We start from the raw sequence: 13,153 nt of genomic DNA, 5'->3' as shown, positions 1-13,153 counted from the left end.
CCAGTCCAGTATCGCCATCTTGGCTATGGGTTAAGCGTCCAGTGAGCCTGCAGGATGGCTGAGTGCTCATACGTAGATTTGCCTCGTTGTTCCTCGGCCTGTGGCTGTACGGCTTCTCGATGGCGATGATGATTGCTGCCGGACTCGGCCTGGACCCGTGGGATGTCTTTCACCAGGGAGTGGCAGAGCGATTCTCGTTGAGTTTTGGTGTCATCACCGCGATCACCGGTGCGCTTGTGCTGTTGTTGTGGATCCCGCTCCGTCAACGACCGGGATTCGGAACCGTCGCCAACGTTGTTGTCATCGCCATTTCAGTGGATACCTCACTGGCCTTTTTGCCGGACTTCGATTCCACGCCAGTTCGAATCCTCATGCTCGTATCCGGTGTCCTTCTCAACGGGTTGGCCAGTGTCCTGTACATCGGAGCGGGCATGGGCCCCGGCCCACGCGACGGCCTGATGACGGGATTTGTCGCGCGCACGGGGCTGTCCGTTCGCCTGGTTCGGACGAGCATCGAGGTTGTCGTCCTGGCCGTGGGGTGGGCCCTCGGCGGCACGGTCGGTGTGGGAACCGTGCTGTACGCCTTGGGTATCGGGCCCACCATTCAGCTCCTGATCAAGGTGCTTCCCGACTCCATGACAGAGGCAGTGACAGGTACGCGCAAGGCCAGGACCGTCGGACCGCTCACCGTCAGCGTGGAACCTACTGCGACGGGGCCGGCCGAACCTGGTTCGCCGGTGGGGGTGGCCGAATCGAACACAGGCACCAGTGAACCGTCGAACCATTCCGGTGTTCCGACGGTGATCTGACCCGGTCCGCCGGAATGCAGGATCAACAGCCAGCTGCTGTCGCCGAGTGGTCGCCCGGCGCGCGTATGCGAGCGGACGTCGGCGCCGTCTATCCATGCTTGCACCGTGCGGTTGCGCTCGTCGTACCAGGCGCGGTCGTCGAATTCGGTTCCGGTGGAGTCGAACCACACGAGGTCGGGATGGTCGATGCGTCGGCGCCCCTCGAAGAACTCGGGTTGCCGCAGGGCAGGCGCCGATCTGCGCAGTGCAAGTGCTCGGGAGACAAAACTGATCAGGGTGGGATCCGCACTCGACCAATCGAGTGCCCACGATTGCGCCGGCGTGGCAGACGTGGGAACGCAGTACGCGTTGTTGTTGCCGCCGAGGCTGCGCCCGAACTCGTCGCCGGCGGTCAGCATCGGTGTGCCGGTGGAGAGTACGAGTGTTGCCAGGAGCGCCCGGACGTGTCGGCGGCGGGCTTCGATGACGTCGCTGTCGTAACTGGGGCCTTCGGTTCCGTGGTTGAACGAATCGTTGTTGTCGGCGCCGTCGCGGTTGTCCTCACCGTTGGCCTCGTTGTGTTTCGTGTTGTAAGACACGAGATCAGCCGCGGTGAACCCGTCGTGGGCGGTCACGAAATTGATCGATGCCCACGGCCGCCGGCCGTTGCCGGCAAAAACGTCCTCCGAGCCCGCGAGTCGTGACGCAACTTCCCGGACACTGGAATCGCCGTTCCAAAAGCGTCGAATACTGCTGCGGTACTTGTCGTTCCACTCGGACCATTGCAAGCCGAAGTTGCCCACCTGATAGCCGTCGCCGGTGGCGTCCCACGGTTCGGCGATCAATTTGCGACGCGTCAGGACGGGGTCGGACGAGATGGCCGACAGCACTGCTGCGCGGGGGTCGAAGGCGGCGCCGCGTGGTCGTCCCAGCGCGCTGGCGAGGTCGAAGCGGAAGCCGTCGACGCCCATCTCGTCGGCCCAGTAACGCAGGCTGTCGGTAATCATGCGCACCGAGACAGGGGAGGAGGCGTCGACTGTATTGCCGCACCCGGTCAGGTCGATATCGCTGCCGTGCTCGTTCAAGAGGTAGTAGCCGCGCGCATCCAATCCGCGCCAGCTGACGCTGATTCCGTCGACGCCTTGCTCACAGGTGTGGTTGTAGACGACGTCGAGAATTACTTCGATTCCGGCGTTGTGCAACGCGTCGACCATGAACCGGAACTCGGAGACCTCGTTGCCAGGGCTAGCCGCATAACCGGGGTGCGGCGCGAAGTACGACGCCGTCGAATAGCCCCAGTGATTGCGCATTCCGCGCGACCGAACGCTGTCCTCGGTCAGAAATGCTTGGACGGGAAGCAGTTCCACGGCCGTGACGCCGAGGCCAACGAGATAGTCGACGATGGCTGGGGCTGCGAGCCCGAGATATGTTCCGCGGTGTGCGATCGGTACGTCGGGATGAGTGGCGGTGAAGGCGCCGACGTGAAGTTCGTAGATCACAGTCTCCTCCCACGGTGTCTCGAGTCGATGGTGCGGCGGTGTCAGGCCGGCCGTCACGACGCCGACCGGGACGTGGCCGAGTGAGTCGACCGTCGACGGTTCACCGAACGGATCGTGTTGGTAGTCGCGCAGCGCTGAGGCGTCGCCGAGTTCACCTTCGATGCGGCGAGCCCACGGGTCGATCAGAAGCTTGTGGGGATTGAAACGCTGACCGGTGCGCGGACTCCACGGTCCGTCGGCGCGGATGCCGTAGCGCTGCCCGGCCCCGACGCCGTTGATCACTCCGTGCCAGATTCCGTACGTGTGTTGGCGGAGGTTCACACGCTGTTCGTGGCCGGCGCTGTTGATCAGGCAGATCTGTACCGCGGTGGCGTCCGGCGAATGGACGGCAAACTGGGTTCCGCCGTCGACGACGGTAGCTCCGAGGGGGAACGGAGAACCCGGAAGCGGGGTGTGAGATTCATCTAGAGGCGACACGCAAGTAGATCCTGCCGTGGATGGCCGGAGAATGTGCGGGAAGATGGTCGGGTGCCAACACCTGATCCTGACCTGCTCATCGATTTCGACAACGTTCTCATCCGCCGCGGCGGGTCCACTCTTGTGGGTCCGGTGACGTGGAAGGTGGAGCTCGACGAGCGATGGGTGGTGCTCGGACCCAACGGTGCGGGCAAGACGTCGCTGCTGCGTATCGCGGCCGGCGAGGTGTTTCCCACCAGCGGTACCGCGCATCTGCTGGGCGAGGTGCTCGGCCGCGTCGACGTCAACGAGCTCAAGCCGCGCATCGGCCTCTCGTCGTCCTCGCTGGCCAACCGGGTGCCTGCCGACGAAAAGGTCAGCGACCTTGTCGTATCGGCTGGTTATGCGGTTCTCGGCCGCTGGCGCGAGGAGTACGAGTCGATGGACACATCCCGTGCCGTCGAGATGCTCGAGAGTCTCGGCGCCGAACACCTGGCGGATCGCACGTACGGGACTCTCTCCGAGGGCGAACGTAAGCGAGTGCTCATCGCGCGTGCACTGATGACAGATCCGGAACTGCTGTTGCTCGACGAACCAGCAGCCGGCCTCGACCTCGGTGGCCGCGAAGAGCTGGTTGCCCGCCTCGCTGTACTCGCGGCCGATCCCGACGCGCCCGCCACTGTCCTGATCACCCACCACGTCGAGGAGATCCCGCCGGGATTCACTCACGCCCTCCTGCTCAAGGAAGGTGGCGTCGTCGCTCAGGGGCTGCTCGAGGACGTCATCACCGCCGAGAACCTCAGCAACGCGTTCAGTCAGTCGATCACCCTCGACCAGGTCGACGGTCGGTACTTCGCGCGTCGTACGCGAGCATCCGGAGCGCACCGGGCACCAGTGACGGTGTAGGTTCCCGAAACATGGCTAACGAGTTTGCGGACGCTGTCCCCACGCCCAAGGATGCATCGACGGTGATTCTGGTGCGCGATGCGGAAAACGCGCCATCGGGCATCGAGATATTCCTTCTCCAGCGGGTCAAGGGGATGGCGTTTGCCGGCGGTATGACCGTGTTCCCCGGTGGCGGCGTCGACAAGTCCGACGGCACGGCCGAGGTCGAGTGGGCGGGTCCGTCGCCGAGTTGGTGGGCTGAGCGTTTCAGCACCGATGTCGCGCGCGCCAAGTCGCTCGTGCTGGCAGCAGTCCGTGAGACGTTCGAGGAGTGCGGTGTCCTGCTCGCCGGGCCGAGCGCGGATACCGTCGTCGCCGACACGTCCGGCTACTCGGCGTCGCGGGTGGCACTCGAGAACCACGAACTCACGTTCAGCGATTTCCTGAAGCAGGAGAATCTGGTTCTGCGTACGGACCTGTTGCGTCCGTGGGCGAATTGGATAACCCCGATCGGCGAGGACCGTCGCTACGACACTCGCTTCTTCGTGGCCGCGTCACCCGAGGGTCAGGTGGCCGACGGAGTTACCTCCGAGGCAGCCGAGGTTCGCTGGCAGACTCCCCGCGATGCACTGGACCATTGGCGCGCCGGCGGCAGTATCCTGTTGCCGCCCACCTGGACTCAGCTGACGGAGTTGGCGAAGTACGACTCCGTTGCCGACGTCCTGGCCGCCGAACCCGAGATTCCGATCATCCTCCCGACGCTCTACCGCGATGAGACGACTTTCCGGATCGACTTCCCGAATCAGGATGATTACTACATCCCCGGACCGCATCCGTGGGCTGCCCGGCCCGCCAAGTAATCTCCAGGGCATGTCTGAATTTGTAACTCTCGAGGTTTCCGACGGTATCGGCACGATCCGTCTCGCACGCCCCCCGATGAACGCTCTGAACCGTCAGGTCCAGGACGAACTTGCGGTCGCGGCACGCGCGGCGGCAGTCGATCCGGCAGTGAAGGCCGTCATCGTCTACGGCGGCGAAAAGGTCTTTGCCGCCGGTGCGGACGTCAAGGAAATGGCCGAGATGGACTTCGCCCAGATCAGTGACGCGATTGCCGGAATGCAGGCCGGAATCGGTGCGGTCGCCGCGATCCCGAAGCCGACAGTTGCAGCAATTACCGGTTACGCCCTGGGCGGCGGACTCGAAGTGGCGCTCACCGCAGACCGTCGTATCGCCGGAGACAACGCCAAAGTCGGCGTACCGGAGATCTTGCTCGGCATCATTCCCGGCGGCGGTGGCACCCAGCGACTGGCCCGTCTCATCGGACCGGCCAAGGCCAAGGATCTGGTGTTCTCCGGTCGTTTTGTCGGCGCTGACGAGGCGTTGGCAATGGGCTTGATCGACGAGGTTGTTGCGCCGGACGACGTGTACACCGCTGCCCGCACGTGGGCGTCGCAGTTCGTGGGCGGCGCATCGCGCGCGATTGCCGCCGCGAAGGCTGCTATCGACGATGGCCTGAACACGGATCTGGAAACGGGCCTCAAGATCGAGCAGCATCTGTTCGCAGGACTGTTCGCGACCGAGGATCAGTCGATCGGCATGGCATCGTTCATCGAGAACGGTCCAGGCAAGGCCGAGTTCACGGGCCGGTAGGCTTCCCTAAATTAGAACTTGTTCATCTCTTACCAGCGAGTAGGATAGCCGAATGACTGCTAGCCCCACTGACGACGACATTGCCACGCCGCCTGCTGCCGAGGCAGCAGTAATGGACCCCGCGCCGCGGCCGCACGCCACGGCCGAAGAGGTCGAGGCCGCTCGCAAGGACACCAAGCTTGCCCAGGTGCTCTACCACGACTGGGAAGCCGAGACCTACGACGACAAGTGGTCCATCTCGTACGACGAGCGCTGCATCGACTACGCCAGGGGCCGGTTCGACGCCGTCGCCGGTGATCAGCCGCTGCCGTACGAGCGGGCACTGGAACTGGGTTGTGGCACCGGCTTTTTCCTCCTCAACCTGATGCAGGGTGGGGTTGCCAAGACGGGTTCGGTCACGGACCTCTCACCAGGCATGGTCAAGGTCGCGATGCGCAATGCGGAGAACCTCGGTCTGCCCGTCGACGGACGGGTCGCCGACGCCGAGACCATTCCGTACGAGGACAACACCTTCGACCTCGTGGTCGGACACGCTGTGCTGCACCACATTCCCGACGTGGAGAAGTCGCTGCGCGAGGTTCTTCGTGTCCTCAAGCCCGGCGGGCGCTTTGTCTTCGCGGGCGAGCCGACCACCGTCGGTAACTTCTACGCTCGCTGGCTCGGCCGCGCGACGTGGGAAGCCACCACCACGGTGACCAAGCTGCCGTTCCTTGCCGACTGGCGTCGTCCGCAGGAGGAACTCGACGAGTCCTCGCGCGCAGCCGCTCTCGAAGCTGTTGTCGACATTCACACGTTCGACCCGACGGACCTCGAGAACATGGCGAAGTCCGCAGGCGCCGAGCAGGTTCACGCAGCTACCGAAGAGTTTGCCGCCGCACTGCTCGGTTGGCCGGTTCGCACCTTCGAAGCCGCAGTTCCGCAGGAAAAGCTCGGTTGGGGCTGGGGACGCTTCGCTTTCGGCGGTTGGAAGACCCTCAGCTGGGTCGACGAGAAGATTCTGCGCCACGTCGTACCCCGCGGCTTCTTCTACAACGTCATGATCACCGGCGTAAAGCCCGGCAACTAATACCGGGTATACAAGACATTGGGCTATGACTTCACCCTCGCCGACGTCGCCTATCTGGAAAGTGATTCCGGCATAGCGGCATTGGCCGAGATGGAACAGTTCGAGCTGTCCACGCGTACGCGTCTGGCCGACATCGGCCGGGCGCGTACGCGTTTCGGTGGCCACATGCCCGCGCTTGTCGACACGGTCCTGCTGCGCCGAAAGGCGGCTGCAAAACTTCCCGGCAGCGGGGGCTGGTTGTTCACCGACGACGCGATGCAGCAGGCTACCCCGTCAGCTGTCGCAGATCTTCGAGCGCAGCGACTTGCCGGTCGTAACGTGCACGACGTGACGTGTTCGATCGGTGCGGAACTGCACGCGCTCACCGGCGTTGCGGATCGGGTAATCGGTAGCGACATCGACGGCGTCCGATTGGCGATGGCCCGTCACAACGTGCCGTCGGCGGCGCTGCTGCGGGCTGACGCGTTGTTTCCGACAACGCGCGGCACCGTGATCCTTGCCGACCCGGCACGCCGTTCGGGTGGGCGACGAACGCACGATCCGGCCGCATTGATGCCGCCGCTCCCGGATCTGCTCGATGCGTACGACGGCCGCGACATCGCCGTGAAGTGCGCTCCCGGACTCGATTTCGACAATCTCGGCTGGGACGGCGAGGTCGAGGTCGTCTCACTCGACGGGGGAGTCAAAGAGGCTTGTCTGTGGTCGGCGGGACTTGCCGAGGCGGGTGTGACGCGTCGGGCATCGGTCTTGCGGTCCGACGGCACCGGCTGGTCGGTGACCGACGCGGAGGACGACACCATCCCCGAGCAGGAACCGGGGGAGTGGATCATCGACCCGGACGGCGCCGTCGTTCGGGCGGGCCTGGTGCGTCACTACGCGGCCAGACATGGTCTGTGGCAACTGGACCCGCGGATTGCGTATCTCACCGGAAACAGTGTCCCCGATGGTGTTCGCGGATTCCGGATTCTCGAACAGATCAAGTACTCCGAAAAGCTGTTGAAGCAGACTCTCTCGAAGCGCGACTGCGGCGTCGCCGAGATCCTGGTTCGTGGTGTCGACGTCGATCCGGCAGTGCTGCGCCCGCGGCTCAAACTCAAGGGTTCCGTGTCGCTGAGTGTGGTGATCGTGCGGATCGGGCGCTCGGCATCGGCCTTCATCTGTGAGGCGTCGCGCTAGCTCACTTGAAGACGAACAGCTCACCGATTGCGCTGGGCGTCAACACCTCACCGTTCGGGCCGATGGAGGTGCCGACGGTGAAGCCGACCGCTCCCGGCAGGGTGTTCTGGGCCACGGTTTCACCGGATCGGGTGTCGAACGTGACCAGGCTCAGCCCGTTGTCACCTTCGCGGACGACGGCGTACCCGGTGTCCCCGGCAGTTTGGGCGGGAACACCCAACTGCAGTAGATCCTTGCGCTCCCAGACGAGTTCGGCGTGATCGCCCTTGTCCTGGACGGCAAGCAGGTGACCGTCGGCAGCGCCGGCGGGGATGATCAACCCGTCGTCGGAGGTGGACGGGCTGCCCGCAGAGTTGAAGCCGATGTCGTAACTCCACACGGTGTCGCCGGTTCCGGCATCGATCGCCCACAGGGTGCCGTTGTTGTCGGTGGTGTAGACGGTTTTTCCGTCCTTCGACAGGTCTGGGCTCGACGCCGTTCCACCGGGCAGCGCGTCGGTGGACCACTCGGGAGTGATCGACGGGTTGTCGCCGCCCGTGTACTTCATGGCGACCAGATCGGCGGCCTGGGAGTTGGGTCCGTAAAACGTGAAGTAGAACGTGCCGCTTTCCAGGTCGATTGCGGGAGTGTTTGCCACCGGGCAGCCCGACGTGCCGAGGAAGCACTCGTTGAGTCCCTGGTTGTCGGGAATGAGTTCGGCGTTGGTCTGCTGATCGAACGTCGGCGGCGGAATCAGATTGAACGACGAGACAACCTTGGCGCCGGTCTGGGGATCGAGCACATTGATCTGGCCGAGCTGGGTGATGAACAGGAGATTGCCGTCGCCCGTGAACTGTGCCGAGAGGGGAGTGCCGACAACAAGTGTGCGCCAACGCAACTGGCCATTGCGGGTGTACGACGCCATTGCGCCGCTCTCACCCACGTAGACGTTGGTCGCGGTGTCCACGATGGGCGTCGACGCGGCAACACCGTCGTTCATCCGGGTGCACCACACCTTGCGGCCGGTATCGAGCTGGAACGAGAAGAGGTTGCAGCCGTTCTCGGCGCGCGCCGTCACGAAACTCTGTCCGTTTGCTCCCACGGACGCATACGCGGCAATGGGGCCGCCGAGCGGACGCGACCACGCGAACTCGAGATCGCGAGATCCCGTGACCTCGCTGGTGTCGCTGTTTCGGGCGTCGGCGTGCATCGCCGGCCAACCGGTAGTTGCGTAGCGGTCGACGACGGAACTCTCGCTTCCGCACCCGGCAGCCATCACCGTAGCGATCGCCGCCATCACCATCACGGACGACCGTAGGACCCGCCGCATCTCACATCTCCCTGCCGCTTGCGAAAGTAGTTCGGACCAGAGACTATCCCGCCGTAGGCAACGTGACGGGGCACACCCCGAGGGTCGGTGCGTCGACTGCCCGTAGTCTGAATACTCATGACGAGCATGTGGGGCGCACCGTTGCGCACTCGGTGGCGGGGATCACGCCGAAACGACAGCGATCAGGCCAAGTTCCTGACCGTTGATTCCCTCAAATGGGTTCTGGCGAACAAGGCATATACACCCTGGTACCTGGTGCGGTACTACCGTCTTGCCAAGTTCAAGATGGCCAATCCGCACGTGATTCTGCGCGGCATGGTGTTTCTCGGCAAGAACGTCGAAATTCACTCGACTCCCGATCTGTCCCGCCTCGAAATCGGGCGCTGGGTCCACATCGGCGACGGCAACGCGATCCGCTGCCACGAAGGCTCCCTTCGCATCGGTGACAAGGTTGTCTTCGGCAAGGACAACGTCGTCAACACGTACCTCGACATCGAAATTGGCGCCTCGACGCTGGTTGCCGACTGGTGCTACATCTGCGACTTCGACCACCGCATGGACGACGTCAACACACCCATCAAGGACCAGGGCATCGTGAAGGGTCCCGTGCGCATCGGTCCGGACACGTGGGTTGCCGCGAAGGTCAGCGTCTTGCGTAACACCCGCGTCGGTCGGGGTTGTGTTCTCGGGGCGCACGCCGTGGTCAAGGGCGACATCCCGGACTACAGCATCGCCGTCGGTTCCCCGGCCAAGGTCGTCAAGAACCGTAAGGCCGACTGGGAAGCGGGCGCAGCGGATCGCGCCGAGTACATCGCGGCCCTCGAAGACATCGCACGGAAGAAGGCAGCAGCCGAGGCGGACAAATCTGTCAAGAAGTAGAGCATGACGCTCGGGAGGGGAGTGCGGCATGAGTGAACAGACACCCGATTGGGTTGTGGAGCACCGACGCGAGTTGGTGACCTTCCTGGACAGTCTTACCGCTGCGCAATGGGACACCGCCTCACTGTGTGAGGGGTGGCGTGTGCGTGAAGTGGTCGCGCACATCACCATGCCGTACCGCTATCCCGCTTCGCGATTCGTTCTCGAAATGGTGAAATCGCGCGGCAACTTCAACCGCATGTCCAATCGCCGTGCACTCGCGGATGCACGCGACTTGACCGAACAGCAGCTGCTGGGCTCCCTGCGCGAGCACGTTGCATACCCCTGGAAGCCGCCCGGTGGTGGCTTCGACGGGGCGCTGTCCCACGACGTCATTCACGGCCAGGACATCCGCGTAGCGCTCAGCGACGACTATGTCGTGCCGGACGACCGCCTCAGCCGTGTTCTGGGCGGCTTGTCACCCAAGAACGTGAAGTACTTCGGCGCAGACCTCGAAGGCGTACGTCTGCGCGCTGACGACCGGGACTGGGAATTCGGCGCGGGCGCCGAAGTACACGGCGCCGCACAGGACTTGCTGATGGTGCTGTGTGGCCGCATCCTGCCGCCGGGCCATTTGCTCGGCGACGCACGGATGCGGTTCACGTCAGCGGCCGGGTAGCGGACGCTCCGGAATCACCGGGCGGGCCAGTGGATGGCGCACCCGACGCTTGGCTCCCGCGTACACGTGCGCGGTTTCTTCGGCCACTTGGTGCCAGTCGAAGTCCGAGGTGAGGCGCGCCCGGGCTGCGACGGCGCGTTCCTGAGCTCCGGCCGGATCGTCGAGTACTTCGCGTACGGCCGATGTCAGTCCCGCAACATCGCCGGGTTGGAAAGACATGCCGGTCACGCCGTCGACCACCGCTTCGCCCAATCCGCCTGCAGTAGAGGTAATCAGCGGTGTACCGGCCGCTGCGGCTTCGAGAGCGATGATGCCGAACGGTTCGTACCGCGACGGCAGGACGATGGCGTCGGCGCCGTGCAGCCAACTCAGGAGTTCGGTGTGGTCGAGGTTGCCGAGAAAACTGACGGACCGCACGACGCGATGGGTGCGCGCCTGTTCGGCGAGCCAGCCGAACTGAGTGCCCTCGCCCGCGATAGCGAGCGTGGTGCCGGGGTGGCTACGACGGATTCGCGGTAGCGCGGCAATGGCGTCCTGGACACCCTTCTCGTATTCGAGGCGTCCGACAAAGAGCAGTTTCGGTGGCCCGGATCGAGGTGCGCGTTCGCGAAAGTTCCACGTGGTCAAGTCGATTCCGTTGCGGATGACTGTAACCGGCGGCAGTGCGGGGCCGTAGAGTTCGGTAACCTCGTCCTGCATCGACGCGGAACATGTTATGAGAGCGTCGGATTCGTTGGCCAGCCACCATTCGACGGAATGGACCTGACGGTTGATGCGTCCGGAGATCCAGCCGCTGTGCCGGCCCGCTTCGGTCGCGTGGAGCGTGGAAACCAGTGGTACGTCGTAGAATTCGGCCAGGGCGATTGCGGGGTGAGCAACCAGCCAGTCGTGGGCGTGAACCACGTCAGGCTGCCAGCCTTCGCCAACGCCAGGCTTGTGCAGCGCCGTTCCGGCTCGGACCATCGCGTGACCCATCGCGAGTGTCCAGGCGAGCATGTCCTCGCCGAACACGAAGTGTGCTGGGTCCTCGGCAACCGCGACCACAAGCACGCCTTCGGAGATGTGCGTGAGGGTCGGGTGCGTCGACGCGTCGGTACCGGACGGGCGACGCGACAGAACAACCACCTCGTGCCCGGCAGCGGCCAGTTCGGTGGCGAGATGGTGGACGTGCCGACCCAGTCCGCCGACCACAACCGGGGGGTACTCCCACGACACGATGAGAATTTTCACGAGATGCTCCCGTTTGGCAGTTCTGTCTGGGGCAGACGGCGCGCGTCGAGGCCGGGGAACAGTCCGTCCGCGCGATTCCAGCCGTCGGCGAGGCGGGTGGCAACCGCATCCTTGCCGGAGACCACGGCTTCGGCGATCTCCCTGGTTGCGTGGGCGTGCTTGTGTGCGCGTTCGCGCGCGTATCCCGCTGCGGAATCCTTGCTCACCATGAACGCCCAATCGCTCGACACCGTCATCAGTGTCTCCCGAAGCACCTGATCGTTTACTCGGTTTCGCAGTTCCGGACGTCCGGGGGCATTGTCGTGTCCACGAGACTTGTCCACCGCATTCAGTGCCGTGTCGACAACCTCGGTGTTGAGTTGCACGAGATCACTGACTTGGTCGCCGGCCCACACGCGCCAGTCCTTGCCTGATCCCCACGACGAATCCTCCAGTTGCACAGGCTCACCCACGTAGCCGGCGGCCTGCGCATCGCCTAGGGTTCCGACGCGGATGCCCGCCTCGGGTAGGGCGCGCAGTACCTTTTCGAGCCACTGCGGACCCTCGTGCCACCAATGCCCGAACAGTTCGGTGTCGAACGCCGCGACCACCAGTGCGTCGCGCCCGATGCGCGCGGATTCCGACCGAAGGCGCGCACGGACGGCCTCGACGAAGTCGGCAACATGTTTGTCGACCGCGGCCGCTGCAAGGTCCGGATCGTAGGGAGCTTTGTCGGCGGAATCGACGGTTCGGCCGGTGACACGGGACGGCTTCAGACCGGTCTCATGGTCGTACGTGTGGAAATCTCGGTACGCGCCGTGGCCGGGATATCCGGATTTCGGGGACCAGACGCGATAGCTGACCTGCAGGTCGCGGCCGAAGGCCACAACATCGGAGTCGCGGACCGGGCGGCCGAGGGTGGTGTCACCGCGCAGGGCGGGGCCGTCGACCATGAAGTGTGTGACGCCGGCTTCGGCGTACCCGCGTTCCATGCCCGGGGTGTACCCGCATTCGGGTCCCCAGATTCCGGTCGGGGTGTGGTTCCACCGCGCCTGAGCGTCGGCGAGTCCCTCGCGGAGGGAGAACGCGCGTAACCGCGGATCGAGAAGCGGCTGGAACGGATGAGCCAACGGGCCCCCGAGCAGTTCGAAGGCGCCGCGGTCGATGAGATCACGGAAAACCGGGGAAGCGCCGTGCTGCCAACGGGTTTCGAAGTCTTCCAACGCCTCCGCAGACGCCCGGTGCTCGCGCGCGCCGAGCTCACGGTGCGCCGCGTCTGGCATGCCGGCTGCTTCGTGCGCGCGGATCTGCCAGTTGCCGAGCCAGTGGTGCATCCCGGCGAGGCAGTGCGGATCGTCGAGCTGCGCCGCGAGTACCGGCGTGATTCCCAGCGTCAGTAGGTTGGATCGACCTTCGTCGGCGAGGCGTCGTAGCGCCGCGGTGAGGGGGAGGTACGACCCGGCCCACGACTGGTAGAGCCATTCTTCGCCGACGGGCCACCGCCCGTGGTTGGCGAGCCACGGCAGGTGCGAGTGCAGGACCAGGGCAAACATCCCCGGTTCTCGGACGGGTGTTGCG

The 13,153-nt window shown here is 64.5% G+C and carries 11 protein-coding genes and 1 pseudogene; 8 read left to right on the top strand and 4 right to left on the bottom strand.

Annotation, left to right across the window (positions count from 1 at the left end):
- Positions 1 to 119: 119 nt before the first annotated feature.
- Positions 120 to 809 (top strand): YczE/YyaS/YitT family protein, encoded by a 690-nt coding sequence (locus V2B23_RS18630; RefSeq protein WP_430951958.1) that lies wholly within the window; start codon positions 120 to 122, stop codon positions 807 to 809.
- Positions 810 to 838: 29 nt separating this feature from the next.
- Here the strand turns inward: V2B23_RS18630 and glgX are convergent.
- A pseudogene (glgX, locus tag V2B23_RS18625) lies at positions 839 to 2,764 on the bottom strand (glycogen debranching protein GlgX); the annotation flags it as partial.
- A 33-nt stretch (positions 2,765 to 2,797) separates the two neighbouring features.
- Here glgX and V2B23_RS18620 point away from each other — a divergent pair.
- The 5 genes from V2B23_RS18620 to V2B23_RS18600 are packed head-to-tail and all read left to right on the top strand — an operon-like array spanning position 2,798 to position 7,520.
- Positions 2,798 to 3,649, top strand: coding sequence for an ABC transporter ATP-binding protein (locus V2B23_RS18620; RefSeq protein WP_033231090.1), 852 nt, complete (start codon positions 2,798 to 2,800; stop codon positions 3,647 to 3,649).
- 11 nt (positions 3,650 to 3,660) lie between these two features.
- Positions 3,661 to 4,488, top strand: a complete 828-nt coding sequence (locus tag V2B23_RS18615) for an NUDIX hydrolase (protein WP_430951711.1) — start codon at positions 3,661 to 3,663, stop codon at positions 4,486 to 4,488.
- 10 nt (positions 4,489 to 4,498) lie between these two features.
- Positions 4,499 to 5,278, top strand: coding sequence for an enoyl-CoA hydratase/isomerase family protein (locus tag V2B23_RS18610; RefSeq protein ID WP_430951710.1), 780 nt, complete (start codon positions 4,499 to 4,501; stop codon positions 5,276 to 5,278).
- Positions 5,279 to 5,330: 52 nt separating this feature from the next.
- Positions 5,331 to 6,344 carry a class I SAM-dependent methyltransferase gene (locus V2B23_RS18605; RefSeq protein WP_430951709.1) on the top strand — a complete coding sequence of 338 codons (1,014 nt, stop codon included), beginning with the start codon at positions 5,331 to 5,333 and terminating at the stop codon, positions 6,342 to 6,344.
- An 18-nt stretch (positions 6,345 to 6,362) separates the two neighbouring features.
- On the top strand, positions 6,363 to 7,520 hold the full coding sequence (locus V2B23_RS18600; protein ID WP_430951708.1) for a THUMP-like domain-containing protein: 1,158 nt from the start codon (positions 6,363 to 6,365) through the stop codon (positions 7,518 to 7,520).
- A gap of 1 nt (position 7,521) precedes the next feature.
- Here V2B23_RS18600 and V2B23_RS18595 read toward each other — a convergent pair whose 3' ends face one another.
- A complete protein-coding gene (locus V2B23_RS18595) occupies positions 7,522 to 8,829 on the bottom strand; it encodes a PQQ-binding-like beta-propeller repeat protein (RefSeq protein WP_430951707.1) in 1,308 nt (435 codons plus the stop codon).
- 117 nt (positions 8,830 to 8,946) lie between these two features.
- On the opposite strand from V2B23_RS18595, the gene V2B23_RS18590 reads away from it, so the two are divergent.
- Positions 8,947 to 9,708, top strand: a complete 762-nt coding sequence (locus V2B23_RS18590; RefSeq protein ID WP_430951706.1) for an acyltransferase — start codon at positions 8,947 to 8,949, stop codon at positions 9,706 to 9,708.
- A gap of 28 nt (positions 9,709 to 9,736) precedes the next feature.
- Positions 9,737 to 10,366 carry a maleylpyruvate isomerase family mycothiol-dependent enzyme gene (locus tag V2B23_RS18585; protein WP_430951705.1) on the top strand — a complete coding sequence of 210 codons (630 nt, stop codon included), beginning with the start codon at positions 9,737 to 9,739 and terminating at the stop codon, positions 10,364 to 10,366.
- On the opposite strand, the gene V2B23_RS18580 is transcribed toward V2B23_RS18585, so the two are convergent.
- Both V2B23_RS18580 and V2B23_RS18575 read right to left on the bottom strand, forming a co-directional pair.
- The gene (locus tag V2B23_RS18580; RefSeq protein WP_430951704.1) at positions 10,352 to 11,596 is read right to left on the bottom strand and encodes a glycosyltransferase family 4 protein; all 1,245 of its coding nucleotides are present in this window, start codon (positions 11,594 to 11,596) and stop codon (positions 10,352 to 10,354) included. The two genes, V2B23_RS18585 and V2B23_RS18580, sit on opposite strands and share 15 nt — an antisense overlap.
- The gene (locus tag V2B23_RS18575; protein ID WP_430951957.1) at positions 11,593 to 13,128 is read right to left on the bottom strand and encodes a 1,4-alpha-glucan branching protein domain-containing protein; all 1,536 of its coding nucleotides are present in this window, start codon (positions 13,126 to 13,128) and stop codon (positions 11,593 to 11,595) included. Before V2B23_RS18575 ends, V2B23_RS18580 begins: the two co-directional genes overlap by 4 nt.
- Between the last annotated feature and the right edge of the window lie 25 nt (positions 13,129 to 13,153).

Origin of the sequence: Rhodococcus sp. 24CO, assembly GCF_050586165.1 — a bacterium.
Taxonomy (GTDB): Bacteria; Actinomycetota; Actinomycetes; order Mycobacteriales; family Mycobacteriaceae; genus Rhodococcus_F.
The sequence above is the reverse complement of the archived record's forward strand: the minus strand, read 5'-3'. Positions and strand labels throughout refer to the sequence as shown.

What these genes read in the sequence shown, in the direction of transcription:
- V2B23_RS18630 (WP_430951958.1), top strand. Translation starts at nt 120, where the DNA reads ATGGCGATGATGATTGCTGCCGGACTCGGCCTGGACCCGTGGGATGTC.
- V2B23_RS18615 (WP_430951711.1), top strand. Translation starts at nt 3,661, where the DNA reads ATGGCTAACGAGTTTGCGGACGCTGTCCCCACGCCCAAGGATGCATCG.
- V2B23_RS18610 (WP_430951710.1), top strand. Translation starts at nt 4,499, where the DNA reads ATGTCTGAATTTGTAACTCTCGAGGTTTCCGACGGTATCGGCACGATC.
- V2B23_RS18605 (WP_430951709.1), top strand. Translation starts at nt 5,331, where the DNA reads ATGACTGCTAGCCCCACTGACGACGACATTGCCACGCCGCCTGCTGCC.
- V2B23_RS18595 (WP_430951707.1), bottom strand. Translation starts at nt 8,829, where the DNA reads ATGCGGCGGGTCCTACGGTCGTCCGTGATGGTGATGGCGGCGATCGCT.
- V2B23_RS18590 (WP_430951706.1), top strand. Translation starts at nt 8,947, where the DNA reads ATGACGAGCATGTGGGGCGCACCGTTGCGCACTCGGTGGCGGGGATCA.
- V2B23_RS18585 (WP_430951705.1), top strand. Translation starts at nt 9,737, where the DNA reads ATGAGTGAACAGACACCCGATTGGGTTGTGGAGCACCGACGCGAGTTG.
- V2B23_RS18575 (WP_430951957.1), bottom strand. Translation starts at nt 13,128, where the DNA reads ATGTTTGCCCTGGTCCTGCACTCGCACCTGCCGTGGCTCGCCAACCAC.